Genomic DNA, 17,404 nt, shown 5'->3' with positions numbered 1-17,404 from the left:
TGTTAATTTTAATCTCTCTCTTCTCCAACAACATCCCAGCGATGGCGAAATTTTAGTAACCGTGGATGCAGTGATGAAGGTGCAGCTGGCAACAATAACCGAATCTTTACAATCCACTCTTCAAAAGAAGAATAAGACGCGAACTGATTCGCCACCTCAGGCGTTAAATACAGAAAAATCGGCGAAGGATAGATCTCCAAAAGATGCCGCAACGCTGAATCAAGCGGAGTATACTTCTTTCGCTTCCCTTCCAAACTCTCTACCGTGATAAAGCTACGCCCTTGCTCCCTTTTCCATTCATGCAGCCGGTCCTCTCGCTTATAATAAGCGCTCACCGGCTCTTTGGTCATCCGTCGCACCGTTTCCTCATGAAGTGGATATAACACCAGTTTGGTGAAACGCCGGTCTGTTGCAGTTTTTGCCGCCACTTCAAGCTCTTGATCTGTTATATGTTCAAAAGAGTCGTAAAACACTAAAGTCCCTTTACGTTGCTCAACTGGCGGCTCATAGCCATAGGGTACATGCTGAATGTCTCTTTTCAATGAAATCCCTCCTGCTTGTTCTATTTATTAATCATATCATGTGACAACAGCAGGGCTATCATTCTTATCCTACAGCTGAAGATGAATGGTTAATGAAATCCTGAACTTTTGATATCAAGGCTGGGTAAATCAAGGGATACGTCAGCTCTTTTGGTATCTCAGTAAATCCTCTGATTTCTGCCATCTCATAAGGAGGAAGTTCTGCGAACTGTTCCACATTTGCAAAATATAACTTACCATAATTTTCTGGAGCGTCGATACTAGTGACCCTATAAATAGCTATTGGAAAAAGTGAGAATTGTTCCGCACCCGTTTCTTCATATAATTCTCTGGCAGCAGCCTGCTCCGGGATTTCACCAACCTCTATATGCCCTCCGGCAAACTCCCACGTCGAACGGTTCTGATGTCTCGCTAAGATCCATTCTTCACCATGTTTAACCATAATAACAACGTACTTCAGCTCAACTTCTTTTTCCTTATCCAAATCATAAAAGTTTACCAGCAATTATATCCCTCGCCTTCCCTCCAGCCTCAAACATTTTTTGCCGCATCCCAAGCCAATTTAAATTCCGCTATATTCCGATACCGCTGCTCCCTCACCGCACTGACAGCCCGCAAAGCAACCTCGTAGAGGGCTTGGCTGGTTTCCCATTTTGCAAACGATCGATCGGATGCTCCTCCTAACAAAACAAATGCTGTGGCGCCCATATTAAATACATTCGTAACTTCATCAATCGGCGCATCCAAGCTAAACTCTTCCGGTGACTTAAATCTGGATGAACCCCAGAAGTTCTCTCCCAGATCATTTACAGTAGGCTTACGTCTATAATAATCAATATCACAAATTTTAGTTTCATCGTTTACAAAATCATATAGAATACTTCCATCATAAAAATCGACAGCCACATAACCCTGTAACTCCACATATTCATGAAACGAAAAGATTACATCTAATGAAGACAGACGTTTTTCAACGGATAATTGCTTATAACGAAAAAAAGGCGACTCCGGATGACTCAGCTTCGCTTCTCCCGCAAACAGCCAATGCGAATGTAAACATTCACCTGCAAACCAATCAAAGACTGCTACATACCCCGACTCAACTTCAAAATGTGACAGTAGCGTGATCAGCGCATCATATCTAAGTTCGTTATATAACGGAATAGCTTCAATTAAACGGTTAACAGCATCCTGAGGATTCCCGGCATAAGTCAAAGGTTTCCCCCCAGCAAATTTCACAAAATACTTCTTCCCCTCCTGCTCCACACCAAAAGAAAGATTTCCGGAGTCTTGCTGATCGAACACTTTAAACACTTTTCCCAGCTTAGTTAACCAAGCAAAATCACAGGCTTCCTGCAATTGAAAAATTACCGCATCGATTTCATATGTATAATATTTTTCGCGCAAATTAACCTCCTACATTCATTATCTAGATTATATCTATTAGCTTCATTCATGGTCTTGTTCGATATTTAATCACTAGAATAATAACCAGCAATACAACACATAAAGACATCGTATTCGTAATCAAAAAAGCTAATCCAACCCCCGTAACCGCCAAACTGATCGCATAAGCTTCCATTAAACTAATCCCGAGCAGCATAAGTAAATACGATTTGAGATTTAAATCGGCTACGGATTTTGATTTGAGGATTTGAACAATCTGCGGGATCCATCCCAAAGAAAGAATCACTCCACCTATTAATTGCATGATTGCAAACATAAGAGCACCTCCACGGTTTTATACAGTTGTATTCCGGGCGGCTCGATCTGGTTCCATTTCATGTAAAAAACAAATAACACTAAGCAAAGTTTAATTTCCCTGCATCTTGCAGCTTACTATACGCATAAGAGGCCGCACCTATAGTTCCTGCTCGACTCCCAAGCTCTGCTTGAACAATTTTACACTTACTGCTTGATAGCTTCAACGCATGCTGATGCACAGTCTCTCTTACAGGTTGGAGCAATTTATCTCCCGCCGCTGCCATTCCCCCACCTACAATAATAAGATCCGGGTTGAGGATATTCACAACATTCGCTAATCCAAACCCAAGTATAGTTCCAGTCTCCTGCATTACTTCCATAGAGAGAGCGTCTCCAAGTTCGTAAGCCTCAGATATCATTAACGCGGTAATTTGCTCATCTTGATCCTTAGTCCAAGTCTGAATTATACTTGTTCGACCTTCTTTCAGCTTTTCTTTAAAAGTATTCACCATGCCAATCGCGGACACATATCGCCCCAAACAACCGGAGCTTCCACATTTGCAGGGACGCCCGTTCCTGTACATATTCATATGCCCAATTTCACCAGCGCTATAAGACGTACCGTAGATCACTTTTCCGTCGTTCACAATACCCGACCCTAATCCCGTTCCCAAGGTAATCAGAACCAGATTGTTATACCCTCTTCCTGCACCTTGTTGCCATTCACCATAAAGATTAACCCTAACATCATTATCAATAAAAGTAGGAAAGTCATAGAATTTTTTCATCTCATCTACAACATGTACATGCTCCCAATCCGGAAAATTCGGTGAGAAAAAAGAAATTCCCGTTACTGGATCAAGTAATCCTGGCACTCCGATTCCCATTCCTTCTACCAAATCTAATGGAATATTCGCTTCATCCGTGATTAAACGTACTGCTTCTCTAATCCGTCCCAACACATGGGCCGGGCCCTTAGCAGCCTCTGTTGGTATAGATCTTTCTTTTACAGCTATAAAATCAGTATCGTAAATCCCTGCTTTAATATTGGTTCCGCCAAGATCAATCCCTAACATATACCGTTTCATAAAAACCTCCAGAATTAGGTATTCTATCGTTTTCGATTAAGTTCTAGTACTAACTGCCGCTTCCGTTTCAGCTAACATCAAGCGGTTCACACCCATCTTAATCTGATTCTCGGTGAGATTGGAATAACCAAGTAGAAAGACAGGACCTTGAGGTTTAATGCCCACAAAATAAGAAGACGCAGGATAAACCCGAACTCCATAGCGTAACGCCAATTCAGCTATACGATGCTCTTCGGCATTGGATTCCAGCTCAATTAATAAATGAAGACCCGCCTCTTCCCCATAATAGCGGACACGACTGCCAAATTCAGCATCCAAACTTTTTACTAGACAAGCCCTGCGGGCAGCATAAAGTTTCCCCATCTGCGTAACATGCCTTGCATAATGTCCATTCTGAATAAATTCCGCCAACGCTTCCTGATCCAAAGCAGAAGACATACGATCTGTTATCCATTTGACCGCCAAAAAAGGTTGAATCAAAGTCGGAGGCAATACAACATAACCTATGCGCAGAGAAGGAAATAACACTTTACTAAAGCTGCCTACATAAATTACTCTACCCTCAACATCTAGTCCAGCAAGTGATGATAGCTTCGGCCCCTCGTACCTGTATTCACTATCATAATCATCTTCAATAATAAAAGCTTGATGGGCTTTGGCCCATTCCAGTAACTGCACTCTTCGTTTCATCGACAGGGTCACCCCGAAAGGAAACTGATGCGAGGGAGTGACATAAGCTAGTTTTGGTTTTTTATGAGGACCTTCTTTGATGGTATCACAGCTTACTTGGAGCTCATCTACAGAGATACCCTCTAGGTCAACTCTGATGGGTGTAACCACCGCTCCAGCGAACGAAAAAATCTCCCGCACAACGTTATGTGATGGATCTTCAACAATAACATGATCACCTTTTGAAACAAAAATTCTCGATAATATATCCAATGCCTGCGTTGCCCCGGATGTAATCACAATTTGCTCCGGAACCACGGGCATCGAACGTGTGGACCGTAATAAACGTGCAATCTCTTGGCGTAGTCCCAAAGAGCCCTCGACCGGGCCGTAACCCAAAGTATCAGGAGATGCACGACGACAGGCATTCATTAATGCTTTTTGCCACTGATCCATTGGAAAAGCGTCCCATGCAGGTACACCGTGCCGAAAATTACATAATACTGTGTTCAAGTCGTTTTCTATAATAGAAGTAGGATTGAGTGTTAGGAAATCAGGACCCTTCGTTATAAAATTGTAAGGGTTCTCAGAATCCTGGGGGTCTTTCTCCTCCACCGGCAGCCCCGTTATATAGGTTCCTGCCCCTTTTCTCATCTCCAGATAACCCTCTGCTTGAAGTAGCTCGTAGGATTGAAGAATTACACTTCTGGATACTTCCAGTTGATTGGCCAAAGTCCTTGATGGAGGCAGTGAATCCCCCCCACTTAAAGCTCCTGAATGGATAGCATTACGAACCTGCTCATAAATTTGACGGCTTAATGGAATAGGTCTTTGTTTATCGAGAGTAATCAGCAATTCATGCTTCATAAGATTTCCTACCCTTCTAATCCGGGTTTTCTTAATGGTTCATAGTAAGGATTTTTACAATTAGTGCTGCAGAAACAGCGCCTAAGATCACGAGTAACAGCGGGATTTTCCTAATTAATACCAGTATAACAGCGACTATACCCGAAGCGATACCTACAAGATTGTCATCTGCGTCCACCTGAAATATCCCAGGAACCGTTAAAGCACTAAGAACCGCGATAGGCAAATATTCCAACAAAGCTTGGACTTTGGAAGAGCCATTCGTATGCTTTGTCAGCAGCAAAGGTACAAAACGAAATGAAAATGTAAGGATTGCCATCCCGATAATGATCAGAATAGTCATACGGATACCTCCTTTTCTACTTCAGCTTGCTTTCGAAATAAGGAGCCTACTGCCATACCCATTAACATAGCTGCAAGTATCGAGGAGTTTCCAAGTACGGGATGTAGAAGCCATGAAGAACCCGCCGCTGCTAAACATATGGCCAAATTCCGAATGCTTCCCTTTAGTTGTGGCACTATTAGTGCTATCAGTAAGGCATATAATGAGGTGTTCAAAGCAGGTAAGTATATAGCCGGAATGTAGGATGCCAGCGATATTCCCGCAGCTGTTGCCAGCAAATTTGCTATATACGGAGGAATTTGTAGACCCAGCAAATATGGAAGTTTTATATTTTCTTTTGAATGATTGCGGGGGATCATACTAACAGCGTACACTTCTTCTGTTAAACTGAACCCAATCCAGACTTTGGACAGTGAATTGATTGTACGGTCAAGCTGACCCCCAAAAGATAGGCTTATAAACAAATATCTTAAATTAATGATCAACGTAAGCAGCAGGATCATTGGAGCGGCGGCACCAGCGGCAAGCATTTTCACGCCAATAAATTGGCTGGCTCCCGCAAATACGAGCGCTGACAATAAGAACACTTCCAGACTCCCCAGGCCTAATCCCTTACCGACCAATCCAAACGTAAAACAAGCAGGAATAAATCCTGCAACAATAGCTACAGAATCCTTAAGACCCGTTCTAAACATCACTTTCTGATCACTCATAAGTTTCTCTCTCCCTTATCGTTGTCCCTAGAGAGAGCATACTTGGATACAATTCTGGTGGAAATAACCGCATGGGTGCGTATGTACCATACCAATTTCTTGACATAGAAAAAAGACCGCCCGCTAAGAGAGCGATCTTTAATGAAGGTTAAACCTCCTGAGGACTTTCTACAATCCCGCTGATTTCTTGTTGAATTTGGGATTTAATCTGATCTACATGGTCAAAATCTGTAGCGTCGGCATAGATTGTCTTTAACTCATCCAAAAATACTTTGGCATCAGTCAGATGTTGAATGGATTGTTTCATGGTGCTGGAATATCGCTCTTTAATACTTGCGATGGCTTCGGCAAAAGCTTCATCCGTACCTGGCTGAATGCACCGTGAATACATATCAACAATCTCGTCGGTAGCACGATCAGGGAAATACTCATGCGGAGCTGTGCTGTCAAAAATAGCAAACCCAAGCTCGCGTACGATAATCATATCAAGGCTGTTCGGATCGAAACCACAGTGGTAAATCTCAACATTGACACCACGTTTTATTCCTTCAGCCGCCAATTTTTTTAAAAGTGTAGATTTACCGGAACCCGCGCGACCTTTTACAAGATATCTTTTTAGCCCTGCGGTTAAATTAGGTACAAAATCCACTGCACCCTTAGGCGTAGCTGCACCTAAAAAACGGTGATCCACCCGGCTTACTTTTTCGAAGTTCTGATCACCATACAGAAGTTGAATATACTCCTGAGTCAGCTCATCAGCGGCTTGGAAATTCATTGTCGCAATATAAATCGCTTCCCATTCGTCATGAATGCGGAGTGCTTCAGCAAAGCCTGAATAAGCGAGTTCATGCTCTTCCGTGTACTGATCAACTAAGCTGTCGATCTCAATACAACGCTGGCTTAACTGGAGCGTATCGACGGCCTGCTCCAAATTCACATGTATGATGGCCTCTTCAGGCAATTCTGGCTTAATGACCCGTGGAGCCGTACCATCTATAATTCCTACTTTTAATTCAGGAATAACCACTCCGTCGAGTGAATCATTATCTGACGCTGTGTGAATTAACCAGATCTCATAACCTTGTTGAGCCAGAAGATCTCCGATTTCTCGAATGATTCTAGTTTTCCCCGTACCGGGGCCTCCTTTTAAAACAAACAAACGTGTTAAACCTTGCAATGACGACTCATAGAGGTTAGAGAAGCCGTGAGCTGTGTTGCCGCCAGCAAAGAAATTCAGGATTGTTCCGTCCATAATCGCACACCTTTCCGGGCTGATGTCATGTTTCATTGTTCATCTTATTAACGTTCTGCGGGAAGGGTGACGCTTTAGAAATCGAAGTTAAGCAGGAATCTAACATTTATGTGACAACACACTCTTAGATTATTCTTAATTGTATTTGCTCAGTATCTCTTTCGCTTCCCTCTGCGTCATATTTCCTTGCTTGACTTGTTGCTCACAGTAAGGTTTAACCTTAGCAAGAAGCTCTTCCTTCGTGTCAAACGGGCCAAATGAGATAACCTCACCGTTGTCCGACGAAATGGTTTCACTGTAGACAGAAGTACTTATTTCAGTCGCATTAGAGGACAACATCATGTCGTCCTGACCATTCACGGTCTTTGAAATTTTTGTCCCGTTCTTAATATCAGCAAGATTTTTTTCATACCTAGCGATAACATCATCCACACGCTTCTGTGTCCATGTGAACCACCCATCTCCTGAGGTCCATGCTTTTCCTCCAATTATTTTTGGGAGTTCTATTTTTTCATCTTCGAGCCAAGCTTTGTATTCATCATAAGTCCACCATTCTACATCTGAAACGGGATATTTTGCTTCATACTCCACTTGGCTCATCCATGTCTTTCCTCCATTCGTTGAGTACTGAATATTATCATTGTCCCCACGAGTCAACACAGATGAATCTTGATTCGTCTTCAAGCCAACAGACTTCGCTGAACTGGTTGCAAAAACAGCCGTAGCACCAACAACTAAGACAATGGCTAGAACAGTCGCAGCGGTGGTCGTTTTTTTCATCTTCATAATCATCATAATCCTTTCTTCAATCGCATTTTTTGAAAAATGATTGCTTAAAGGGTTTAGCTTATTCTTTCGTTCTTCCATTGTTATAAGAGACATCGCATAAGCTCTTTTCGTTGTTTCGCCAAATGATCGCACAACCGTTTCATCACAGGAATGTTCAATATCACGATTAGCCAGCATATACATGACCCACACTAACGGGTTAAACCAATGAACACAGAGAACAGCTGTTAATATCAGCTTCGTTATCTGATCGAATCGTCGAATATGTACTAGTTCATGCATAAGAATGTATTGTATCTGCTCAATATTACTCCAGTCTGTATTTTTCGGCAGTAGGATTACTGGATGCTTAATTCCATAGGTTAGGGGTGAACGGATTAAATCCAATTGCCGGATCTGTATCGTGCGAGTCAACTTATGTTCATCTAGCCACTTCAAAGCAACGGGATGATCAACAGGCAAAGAAGCATGAAATTCTCTTCGACATTTCACATAAGTGATGATGAAGTACAATGCGGAAATAACCATACCCATTATCCAAATGACTAAGATAGACGAGATAGCAAAAGACAAATGGTTATTAATCGACTGAACCTCAGACGTCGAAGTCGAACCTACTAGATTCATGGTTAAGGTTAGTGGGGAGGACGGATTAACGAAAGTCACATTGTTCGAATTATTCAAAGGTAAACTATCAACCCATGTGTAAATACTAAATGGTGACGGCAAAGAAAAGGGAATCAGTAGTCTGTATACAACCACCCCCCATAACACCATAAAGGTTTTCTTAGGCAGCTTATTGATGACCAGCGCTCGAATGACAATAATAGCCACGATCATCACCGCAGCAGTAAAACTCATATTCATAAAGGTGCTCATAGGCCATCACCTCATTCAACGTTATCGACGATTTGTTTGAGCTTCTCAATCTGTTGAGCAGATAATTTCTTACGCCCAAGTAAGGATGCAAATAACTTGTCGACAGAACCATTGAACACCTTGTCAATCAGCTCATCTGTCTCCATTTCTTGTACCTGCACCTTAGCAATTAACGCATGACACATAAAATTAGGTTCATAGCGCTCAATTGCACCTTTACCAATACACTTTTTGATAACAGTATAAGTTGTATTCATATTCCAACCAATCTCAGCCTTCAAAATATCAGAAATTTGTTTGGCAGACCTATCTCCTTCTTTCCATAACACTTCCATTACTTTAAGTTCCGAATCAAAAAGTTTAATAGTCATTTAAATCATCTCCTTACACTATTGCAATAGTTTGGGTCTTGGATACAGACTACTCCAATAGTTTGACGAAGTCAACACTGCTGCTATAGTTATTTTCAACAGGAAAATTCGTGGATGTACTGAAACTTCCGAGGAAATGGCAAACTAAAGAAAGGGCTACCACTAGGCAGCCCTCTTTAATCTTTTGAATACCATCCGACATCACTTCACAAAACGATCCAAAAACCTCTTAATGACGGGAACATCTGGAGGAGACAGCTCGCTTGGCAATTCTGCATAATTAAAAAAACGCAATTCTTGCACTTCAATTCCATCTACTTTTAGCGCCCCATCAAAGTCTGTGCATAGATACGCAGCCACAACATTATATACTTCATCCCCGTGCGGGTATTTATAATAAAGATCTTTTCCAGAGAACATGTCGAACAATTCAAGACCTTTGGCTGTTAAGCCCGTTTCCTCAAAAAGCTCCCTCTTAGCGACCTCTTCTAAAGTCTCCCCAAGCTCCATCGAGCCACCTGGTAAACCCCAGCATCCGTTGTCCGTTCTACGTTGTAATAATAATTGATGATTGCTGCACAATAAAACGCAGGCTCCTGCCATTATAAGCGGTCTGGTACCTACCAGCTTTCTTAACTCCATAATATAATCGCTCAAAAAACTACATCCTTTCTTCTAATAGGCTCAAGTATCCTAAGCTAATTAAAATTTATTTCTTTTTCTGCACATGAAAACCATTGTCTTGCGCGTAATTTTCAATGCTCCAAATACCTCTTCCCCGCTCTCGCGCCTTATCCTGAATCGCTCTAAATTGATCTACGTATTTTGTATTAGGTGCAAATACATAGGCTACACGTGCATAACCCTGCTCTAGCAGAATCTCATTGAACATTTTCCCATCTATATAGAGGTAACAAAGTAGGCGGCCATATTTGTCCCGCTCCGATACATCTAGTTCAATTTGTACATCTTTATCCGTAAGCATCTTTTTGGCGAAATCAGAAGCTTCTAACGAAAAGGGCTGTGGTTCGGGGATGTTCGGATTCACTGACTCTGGAGTATCGACCAGCAATAAACGAATGGTTTCCTTTTTGCCGCCTATAGTCAGCTTCATGGTGTCACCATCGACTACTCGTGTTACCTTTGCATCTATTAAACGTTTGTTGTCCTCTGTTGTATTGTCTGGCGTAGAACCCAATCCAGAACTGGAATCAGCCGTAATCGTTGGAACTGGCTCTAAAGTAATCTGCTCGGCTAAGTTGCAGGCAGTTGTTGTTCCAAGTAAGAGTGTGATAGCTAAAAAGCTTTTTACTAGATAAATCTTATTCATTGTTAACCTCTTTCTTATACACGTATGTAATTTCATGGGGTCTATTAAAAATAAATTAAAAAACTTAAAAACACAAGACTGTACTACTAATCATAGAAAACAGCGACAGCCATGTACCAGAAAAAAGATACTTGGCTATCGCTGTTTCGCCTTTACTCTACTTCCACCACGTTTAATTTGGAAATCTTTATTTTGATTATGATCGATAAGAAAGCAAGCAGGGAAAACATAATTCCGATCCAGATGAGTTGATGTATTCCTGCGTGAGAAATAAACCAACCACCGATAGCAGTCCCTATAGTAATTCCAAGGTTGGAAAATGAGATAAACAAGCTGTTACCGAATTCGGGAGCTTCTTTCGCTTCGGTCGTTAACCATGCTTGACTGACAATCAGTCCGCCGGAATGCACTGCCCCCCAAATGATTATGATAACAACCATCGGAAGGAAATAAGAACCTAGATAATATACGAATAAGTAAGTTACCGCATATAACAATGGAAACATGATAACGGTCTTTGTAATGCCTTTATGCAAAAGGCTTCCAAATAAAAAATTCCCAAAAATCATGATTATCCCAAAGGCCATCAACATGATACTAATCCATGACCCGTTCATATGTGTTACCTGCCCAAGATATTCAGCAAAGTAACTGTACACAGAAAACATAGCTGCAAAGATAAAAATAACTGCCACAATATTTAACCACAATAGGGGTTTGCGTAAAATACCAAGTTGTTTACCATATGACATTTTTTCTTTAACTGGCATGGAAGGAAGCCAAGCTAGTATTCCTAAAAAGGCAATTATACTTACGACAGCTCCAAACAGAAAAGCGACTTCTAACGAAATTTTGTCCGCGAGATAAGAAGTCAAAGGTACACCAAAAGCAAACCCGACCGTTATTCCGGCGAAAACCTTTGTAACTGCTTTGGTGCTCTTTTCCGGAGGGACAAGTTGGGCAGCGGTAACAAGTGCAACTGAAAAAAACACGGGATGAAAAATAGCAGGGATAATACGGAAAATCAGCATTACTTCAAACATGGTCGTATACGCATAAACAATATTTGAAATTGCAAAAATAAGTACAGCAGTTAATAGAATTATTTTACGATTAATTCCAGAAGCCAATAAGGTCAGAAATGGACCTGAAATAGCAACAACTAAAGCAAATATACTTACAAGCCATCCAGACTGAGAAGTTGATATATTAAATTTTTGAGTTACCTGTGGCAGAACACCTATAATCCCCATTTCCGTTGTAATAATGCCAAATACGCCTAAAGCCAAAATAATAATAAGCAAAGGGTTAACCTTTTTCATTTTAAAATAATCCTCCATTTATATTTACATATTTATATTTGTAGATATGTATTACCAAAAAAAAAGCCCTTCCTCCTTTCTCCTATAGTTTCTCTTTAATATAATCGGAAAACTCTTGAATTGTCTTTTCGTTTCGACGATAATACGTCCACTTCCCAATTCGCTCAGATTCCAGCAAACCAGCTTTTTGCATAGTCAATAGATAGCTCGAAATAACCGACTGTGCAAGCCCCGCTTTAGCTTGAATATCTCCCACGCAAATCCCAATTTGAAAATTTAGGCCTTGTTGTAAATAAGGCTTTTCATCAAAAAATTCCTCGGGAGTTTTTAGCCACATCATAATTTGACTACGAGTCTCGTTAGACAACGCTTTGAATATCAATAAAGGTTCCATGTGTTCCATTATATCTATTTTTATAGATTTGTAAATACAAAAGATGCCGATGTCTCGTTGTTGCAATAACATTATGTAGATTCATGTTTCGTATCGAATTGTTCGTTTAGTGAATTAAATATTTCCATATCAACCAGCACAGCAGTACGGATACCCAAGAAATGAAACCGAAAATCATCACGATTTTGTTTTCACTCCATCCGTATTTTAAGCTGAAGTGGTAATGGATCGGAGCCATCCGGAATAGCCGCAGCTTCGTCCGTTTGTAGTACCAAACTTGTAAAATGACCGACAACTGCTCCGCAAAATAAACGAAAAACAAAATCGGAATCAAAAGCTCAACCTTTTCAATGACAGCCAGAACGGAAAGGGAGCCACCGATCGCGAGTGATCCAGTATCGCCCATAAACGCTCTTGCTGGATAAATATTGTAAAGCAAAAGCCCTAGCAGACAACCGATCATAACAAGTGAAAAAGTCTGCACTTCAGGTTTGTCCGAGATCATAAAAAAGAAAAAATACGACGGTATGGCAACATTGATCAGTAGCCCATCGAGACCATCTGTAAAATTGATGGCATTCGCGGAGCCGACCACAAACAGCAAAATGATAGTCACATAAAGGTATAAAGGCAACTGCAGATTTTGGCCTTTAAATAACTCGATATTACTCGTCAGGCCGAACGAATGGAACAACACATATAATATAATTCCAGTAAAAAGAAATTGAAGCACTAGTTTTGAGCGGCCGCTGATGCCGGATGGATTTTGCCAAAAAGCCTTTTTGAAATCATCCAAAAATCCGACTGAACTAAACAACAAAAACGTAACGCATAAGAGTAACATTAGAGGCCCGGGTTGAAACTGCAGCGAAATCGCTATCCCGATAAGCAGGATCAACCCTGCCATTAGTGGCGTACCCCGTTTGGCCTGATGCTCTGCTGGAAGCTCGGCACGAATTGGCTGCGTTAACCTCAGTCTATGCAGCGTCCAGATTAATAGAGGCGTAAACACCGCCACCAGAAGAAAAGACAGGCCGGAAACAGCCAGAATTCCATACATATAACGAACTCCCCTCTTTGAAAAAGATCATTTATAATACTCACAAAATATTTCTAGAGTTAATGAGGTCGTCTGTAATTATGTACTCTTTTCATCTGTTGATAAAGAGAAATTATTCTATTTTTATTTCCTGTTTTCAATGCTCATCTAGCAATACTGCATGTATGTTAAATAAGAACTAGTTCTTGAATATACCATCCATATACTCTCTCCAGTAATCAACAATCCAGTCGTTATATTTTGTATATAGTATCTTTAGATTTGGTACTGAAAGAGCGTAAGCGATACATCCTCTATCATCATACATGTGAAATAGAATGTTCTTTTCTCGACTTAGAAAGTAAACTTTTTGCCCAATGGAAGGTTCTCTTCCCTGCTCATAATGAGAAATCCCTTCAAAAATTTTCTTATATGGAATCGAAGAAACTATCCCCGACAAAACTATAAGTTGATACTCATTTTTAACTTGAATGCTGTTACCGTTGTCATCTTTTTCTTCGTCGATCTCAAAGAAGGTCTCCCTTTCTATAGCTCTATCTTGAAGTATTTCATATAGATAGTCAGGGGTTGTATTTCCAAACATGGGATCTGCATTTGCTCCCCAATCTTTGATTAAAACATATATAACATCATTCGGTTTAAACAATTCTTCGAATATTATATTTACCCTTTTATTTACTTGATCAATTCTCTTTTTTGATCCGTTTCGATAAGGATTTCCTAACTCAAAACGGATGTTGATATCGCTCCAATATTCAGGAAAATTGTCATTTATATAATCACATGTTTCTTGTAGCATTTGATCCCCTCCATTCTTATTTATACCACAATTCAATTTTCAGCCGTAGTCATATAGCTGTGAAACTACTGGGAATTTTCTTCTAGCAGATCCCGAAGCTAAATTTGCACAATGAGCAACTTTGCACTTTGGGCAAGTTTGCGATAGAATATAATCTGCAATACTAATCCTCACTGAGGTAACCTTGGAAAAATTGAATACTTCATAGGTTCTTCACCACAATTACAGCTATATGGGAGGTGTATACATAAATTATGATTAAACAAACGTTGAGAGATTTCAAAAAAGAAGCCACTGAAAAAGCGCTAGCAGAAGCGGCATTCGAACTTGCACTTGAACATGGGTTGGACGGTTTTGTTGTTGAAGATATCGTGCAAAAAGCCGGCTACTCCAGAAGAACTTTCGCAAACTATTTCACATGCAAGGAAGAGGCAGTTGCGATGGGAGCAGTTACCGTACGGAACACAAATGAGTATGAAGAATTGCTCACCAAAATCCCTGAAAATGCCTCCCTGCTGGATACCTTATATCAACTAATTAAGATGCAACTTACATCTGAGCTTATAGGGAGGTTGCGTGAGCTTTCTTTACTTTCCCGAAAATTCCCAGCTCTCGAGCCCCATTATCTAAGAGCAATACATCTTACGCAAACTGGAGCACAAAAAACATTGTTGCACTTGTCAAATGGTAAGTATGACGAGGTCTATACTTATCTGCTTATAAATTCGGTTTACGGAACTGTACTTCCCTTAATTGACGGAAAACTTAATGTGCTGCTTCCGGGACAAACGACGAGCGACGATCCAAGTCCTGAAACGCTTACGTTCGATCAATTTTTGGAAACTATTTACGGATATTTACGCAACGGATTCTAATAGGCTAACAATCAGTTTTCATCATCGAGGGAGTGTAAAATAGATACATGTCAACATTATTATACAGAGTGGGAAAAACCGCTTATCGCAAACCTGGGTACTTCATTTTAGGTTGGATTTTAATTTTAGGAATTGTCATCTCTATGATCAGCATGAATGGTATTCATATCAGTTCAGAAATGAAGATTGAAGGCACAGAATCGCAAAAGATTTTGGATCAATTAGCAACAGAACTTCCGGCTGCATCTGGTGGACAAGGGAGTGTCGTGTTCAAAGCACCTGAAAATGAGCGATTGGATACGCCAGAACGTTTGGCAGCGATCACTAAAGGTGTTAATGAGGTTTACGGTATAAACGAAGTGATTAATCCTGCGGATTATGCAGCGGAAGCAAGTAGTTCAACTACTGAAGCAACTCAGGCTGCCAGTATGGATCAGTCTGCAGCAGCCACAGCACCCCTTTCCTATGGTCCTCTGATGGCAGATGGCGTTCCAGTACCTGGAGTTATTCTTTCCTCAGACGGTAGCATTGCATTGTTCCAATTCCAGTTTACTATTGAGCAATCTGCTATCTCTCAAGATATTTTTGATTCTGTAATTGATACCGTCATGAATGTCGAGAAAGATACCAACATCACTGTACTGCCGGGCGAGACACTCAAATCAGTATCTATCGGTGTAGGATCAGCTGAGATTGTCGGACTTGTCATTGCTGCAATTGTTTTGCTGGTGACGCTTGGCTCTGTCGTTGCAGCAGGTCTGCCCCTTATAACTGCACTGCTTGGAGTCGGCATCGGTGTAGGTGGAGCATTTTCTATTTCCAAATTCATTGAAATGCCTAGTGTCACTTCCGTCTTGGCGCTTATGATTGGATTAGCCGTCGGAATCGATTATGCTCTTTTCATTGTAAATCGCCAACGCCGGATGATTATTGATCAAGGATTAAGCGCACAAGAAGCTGCGGCTAGAGCAATTGGCACATCCGGCAGCGCCGTATTTTTCGCCGGTTTGACGGTTATTATTGCTCTCTGCGGTATGCTTGTAATCGGGCTTACTTTCTTATCTACGATGGCGTTAGTAGCAGCTGCTACCGTCCTTATCAACGTATTTGTTGCCTTAACCCTATTGCCGGCATTGCTCGGATTGGTGGGTGAACGCATCTGTTCGCCTAAAGCTCGCAAGAAAAACAAGGATCATCATACAACGGGTAACCGCGGTATAGCTGATAGATGGGTTAAATTCGTCATCAAGTATCGTTGGGTCACTATTGTTGCCATCGTCGTGGTACTTGGCGTAGCAGCAACCCCTATAGCCAAAATGGAAATGGGCATTCCCGGAGCTGCCTCAGCGAATTTGGATACGGTAGCAAGACAAAGTTATGATGCTATATCCGAGGGTTTTGGAGAGGGCTTTAACGGACCGCTTATTTTGGTTGCAGAACCAAAGAATTCTTCCAATCCAGTCACTCCGGAGCTCCTAGGAAATCTTGTAAAAGAGCTCCAAGCTCAAAAGAATGTCGCGTTGGTCACTCCTCTGGGCATGACTAAGGATTTGGCTATCTTCAGTCTGATTCCAGAAACGGGTCCTAGCGATATAACAACCAAAAATCTGGTGAATGATTTACGGGCTACGGAATCTAGTATCGCTCAAAGTAATGATGTTAAACTCGGGGTTACCGGCTTTACCGCTGTTAACATCGATATGTCGGCCAAACTGGCAGATGTATTTCCCATTTATGTAGGAATCATCATTCTCCTATCGCTCATTATTCTCCTGTTGGTATTTCGTTCGATTATCGTTCCTATCAAAGCTACGATCGGCTTTCTGCTTAGCATACTCGCTACCTTCGGGATCACCACAGCCGTGTTCCAATGGGGCTGGCTCCATTCTCTCTTTGGTTTCGACACCGGTGGCCCATTGCTAAGCTTTATGCCAATCATCGTTACGGGTATCCTATATGGGCTTGCGATGGACTATCAGGTTTTCCTTGTCAGTTCCATGCGTGAATCGTACGTTCATGGTCATGAGGGATCAGAGTCCGTTGTCCATGGATACAACCAGGTGAGTCGTGTCGTAGTAGGCGCTGCTATAATTATGATCTCCGTTTTTGCAGGGTTTATTTTTACGGATGATGTCATGATTAAACAAATCGGCTTTACACTGGCCGTAGGGATCTTAATCGATGCTTTCATTATTCGAATGGGATTAGTTCCTGCTGTAATGTCTATTTTCGGCAACAAAGCTTGGGCACTTCCAAAATGGCTCGACCGTATTCTGCCAAACCTGGATGTCGAAGGCGAGAAACTGATTGCTACACTCAATGCTAAAGACAAATCTAATTCCATGAAATAGATACAATAATAAACAGCCTGAGACCTGTATTCCTAGGGGTTCAGGCTGTTTTGTTT

At 41.3% G+C, this 17,404-nt stretch carries 19 protein-coding genes; 2 read left to right on the top strand and 17 right to left on the bottom strand.

Translation table 11 applies throughout. The features are described 5' to 3' along the window. Positions 1–8: 8 nt before the first annotated feature. The 17 genes from NST58_RS14915 to NST58_RS14835 all read right to left on the bottom strand — a co-directional run bounded on the left by NST58_RS14915 (position 9) and on the right by NST58_RS14835 (position 14,122). Complete coding sequence (locus NST58_RS14915; RefSeq protein WP_076126201.1) at positions 9–542, bottom strand: hypothetical protein; 534 nt, start codon at positions 540–542, stop codon at positions 9–11. Positions 543–606: 64 nt separating this feature from the next. Continuing rightward, positions 607–1,047 carry an NUDIX domain-containing protein gene (locus NST58_RS14910; RefSeq protein ID WP_076218016.1) on the bottom strand — a complete coding sequence of 147 codons (441 nt, stop codon included), beginning with the start codon at positions 1,045–1,047 and terminating at the stop codon, positions 607–609. Between the two features lie 26 nt (positions 1,048–1,073). After that, complete coding sequence (locus tag NST58_RS14905; RefSeq protein ID WP_076190053.1) at positions 1,074–1,949, bottom strand: serine/threonine protein kinase; 876 nt, start codon at positions 1,947–1,949, stop codon at positions 1,074–1,076. Between the two features lie 46 nt (positions 1,950–1,995). Then, positions 1,996–2,265, bottom strand: coding sequence for a PQ-loop domain-containing transporter (locus tag NST58_RS14900; protein WP_076126195.1), 270 nt, complete (start codon positions 2,263–2,265; stop codon positions 1,996–1,998). 79 nt (positions 2,266–2,344) lie between these two features. Beyond that, entirely contained in the window at positions 2,345–3,334 is a 990-nt protein-coding gene (locus NST58_RS14895; RefSeq protein WP_076190051.1) for an ROK family protein, read from the bottom strand. A 36-nt stretch (positions 3,335–3,370) separates the two neighbouring features. Continuing rightward, positions 3,371–4,870, bottom strand: coding sequence for a PLP-dependent aminotransferase family protein (locus NST58_RS14890; RefSeq protein ID WP_339248566.1), 1,500 nt, complete (start codon positions 4,868–4,870; stop codon positions 3,371–3,373). 31 nt (positions 4,871–4,901) lie between these two features. Further along, a complete protein-coding gene (locus NST58_RS14885; protein WP_036686713.1) occupies positions 4,902–5,213 on the bottom strand; it encodes an AzlD domain-containing protein in 312 nt (103 codons plus the stop codon). Continuing rightward, entirely contained in the window at positions 5,210–5,926 is a 717-nt protein-coding gene (locus NST58_RS14880; RefSeq protein WP_076190048.1) for an AzlC family ABC transporter permease, read from the bottom strand. The genes NST58_RS14885 and NST58_RS14880 overlap by 4 nt, the downstream gene beginning before the upstream one ends. A 148-nt stretch (positions 5,927–6,074) precedes the next feature. Beyond that, positions 6,075–7,178, bottom strand: coding sequence for a PRK06851 family protein (locus tag NST58_RS14875; RefSeq protein WP_339248564.1), 1,104 nt, complete (start codon positions 7,176–7,178; stop codon positions 6,075–6,077). A gap of 135 nt (positions 7,179–7,313) precedes the next feature. Beyond that, the gene (locus tag NST58_RS14870; protein ID WP_339248561.1) at positions 7,314–8,846 is read right to left on the bottom strand and encodes a M56 family metallopeptidase; all 1,533 of its coding nucleotides are present in this window, start codon (positions 8,844–8,846) and stop codon (positions 7,314–7,316) included. An 11-nt stretch (positions 8,847–8,857) separates the two neighbouring features. Beyond that, positions 8,858–9,217 carry a BlaI/MecI/CopY family transcriptional regulator gene (locus NST58_RS14865; RefSeq protein WP_076126183.1) on the bottom strand — a complete coding sequence of 120 codons (360 nt, stop codon included), beginning with the start codon at positions 9,215–9,217 and terminating at the stop codon, positions 8,858–8,860. Positions 9,218–9,418: 201 nt separating this feature from the next. Next, positions 9,419–9,859 carry an NUDIX hydrolase gene (locus NST58_RS14860; RefSeq protein ID WP_076126240.1) on the bottom strand — a complete coding sequence of 147 codons (441 nt, stop codon included), beginning with the start codon at positions 9,857–9,859 and terminating at the stop codon, positions 9,419–9,421. Positions 9,860–9,926: 67 nt separating this feature from the next. Next, positions 9,927–10,547: a thermonuclease family protein gene (locus NST58_RS14855; RefSeq protein ID WP_339248558.1), complete on the bottom strand. Its 621-nt coding sequence runs from the start codon at positions 10,545–10,547 to the stop codon at positions 9,927–9,929. Between the two features lie 152 nt (positions 10,548–10,699). Next, positions 10,700–11,869, bottom strand: a complete 1,170-nt coding sequence (locus tag NST58_RS14850) for an MFS transporter (protein ID WP_076305482.1) — start codon at positions 11,867–11,869, stop codon at positions 10,700–10,702. An 82-nt stretch (positions 11,870–11,951) separates the two neighbouring features. Beyond that, entirely contained in the window at positions 11,952–12,263 is a 312-nt protein-coding gene (locus NST58_RS14845; RefSeq protein WP_076190171.1) for a helix-turn-helix transcriptional regulator, read from the bottom strand. A 106-nt stretch (positions 12,264–12,369) separates the two neighbouring features. Next, on the bottom strand, positions 12,370–13,323 hold the full coding sequence (gene mraY, locus NST58_RS14840) for a phospho-N-acetylmuramoyl-pentapeptide-transferase (protein ID WP_339248556.1): 954 nt from the start codon (positions 13,321–13,323) through the stop codon (positions 12,370–12,372). Between the two features lie 178 nt (positions 13,324–13,501). Beyond that, positions 13,502–14,122, bottom strand: a complete 621-nt coding sequence (locus NST58_RS14835; RefSeq protein WP_076305484.1) for a DUF3885 domain-containing protein — start codon at positions 14,120–14,122, stop codon at positions 13,502–13,504. A 254-nt stretch (positions 14,123–14,376) separates the two neighbouring features. Here NST58_RS14835 and NST58_RS14830 point away from each other — a divergent pair, with 254 nt between their 5' ends. Both NST58_RS14830 and NST58_RS14825 read left to right on the top strand, forming a co-directional pair. After that, positions 14,377–14,997 (top strand): TetR family transcriptional regulator, encoded by a 621-nt coding sequence (locus NST58_RS14830; protein WP_076218025.1) that lies wholly within the window; start codon positions 14,377–14,379, stop codon positions 14,995–14,997. A 47-nt stretch (positions 14,998–15,044) separates the two neighbouring features. Further along, positions 15,045–17,348 carry an MMPL family transporter gene (locus NST58_RS14825; protein ID WP_076305485.1) on the top strand — a complete coding sequence of 768 codons (2,304 nt, stop codon included), beginning with the start codon at positions 15,045–15,047 and terminating at the stop codon, positions 17,346–17,348. Positions 17,349–17,404: the final 56 nt, after the last annotated feature.

Source organism: Paenibacillus sp. FSL R10-2796 (assembly GCF_037965315.1).
Lineage (GTDB): Bacteria > Bacillota > Bacilli > Paenibacillales > Paenibacillaceae > Paenibacillus_AQ > Paenibacillus_AQ odorifer.
The sequence above is the reverse complement of the archived record's forward strand: the minus strand, read 5'-3'. Positions and strand labels throughout refer to the sequence as shown.

Excerpts from the sequence above, each read along its gene's own strand:
- NST58_RS14835 (WP_076305484.1), bottom strand. The coding sequence starts at position 14,122 with ATGCTACAAGAAACATGTGATTATATAAATGACAATTTTCCTGAATAT.
- NST58_RS14830 (WP_076218025.1), top strand. The coding sequence starts at position 14,377 with ATGATTAAACAAACGTTGAGAGATTTCAAAAAAGAAGCCACTGAAAAA.
- NST58_RS14895 (WP_076190051.1), bottom strand. The coding sequence starts at position 3,334 with ATGAAACGGTATATGTTAGGGATTGATCTTGGCGGAACCAATATTAAA.
- NST58_RS14900 (WP_076126195.1), bottom strand. The coding sequence starts at position 2,265 with ATGTTTGCAATCATGCAATTAATAGGTGGAGTGATTCTTTCTTTGGGA.
- NST58_RS14880 (WP_076190048.1), bottom strand. The coding sequence starts at position 5,926 with ATGAGTGATCAGAAAGTGATGTTTAGAACGGGTCTTAAGGATTCTGTA.
- NST58_RS14870 (WP_339248561.1), bottom strand. The coding sequence starts at position 8,846 with ATGAGCACCTTTATGAATATGAGTTTTACTGCTGCGGTGATGATCGTG.
- NST58_RS14860 (WP_076126240.1), bottom strand. The coding sequence starts at position 9,859 with ATGGAGTTAAGAAAGCTGGTAGGTACCAGACCGCTTATAATGGCAGGA.
- NST58_RS14890 (WP_339248566.1), bottom strand. The coding sequence starts at position 4,870 with ATGAAGCATGAATTGCTGATTACTCTCGATAAACAAAGACCTATTCCA.
- mraY (WP_339248556.1), bottom strand. The coding sequence starts at position 13,323 with ATGTATGGAATTCTGGCTGTTTCCGGCCTGTCTTTTCTTCTGGTGGCG.
- NST58_RS14875 (WP_339248564.1), bottom strand. The coding sequence starts at position 7,178 with ATGGACGGAACAATCCTGAATTTCTTTGCTGGCGGCAACACAGCTCAC.
- NST58_RS14845 (WP_076190171.1), bottom strand. The coding sequence starts at position 12,263 with ATGGAACCTTTATTGATATTCAAAGCGTTGTCTAACGAGACTCGTAGT.
- NST58_RS14850 (WP_076305482.1), bottom strand. The coding sequence starts at position 11,869 with ATGAAAAAGGTTAACCCTTTGCTTATTATTATTTTGGCTTTAGGCGTA.
- NST58_RS14855 (WP_339248558.1), bottom strand. The coding sequence starts at position 10,547 with ATGAATAAGATTTATCTAGTAAAAAGCTTTTTAGCTATCACACTCTTA.
- NST58_RS14885 (WP_036686713.1), bottom strand. The coding sequence starts at position 5,213 with ATGACTATTCTGATCATTATCGGGATGGCAATCCTTACATTTTCATTT.
- NST58_RS14825 (WP_076305485.1), top strand. The coding sequence starts at position 15,045 with ATGTCAACATTATTATACAGAGTGGGAAAAACCGCTTATCGCAAACCT.
- NST58_RS14865 (WP_076126183.1), bottom strand. The coding sequence starts at position 9,217 with ATGACTATTAAACTTTTTGATTCGGAACTTAAAGTAATGGAAGTGTTA.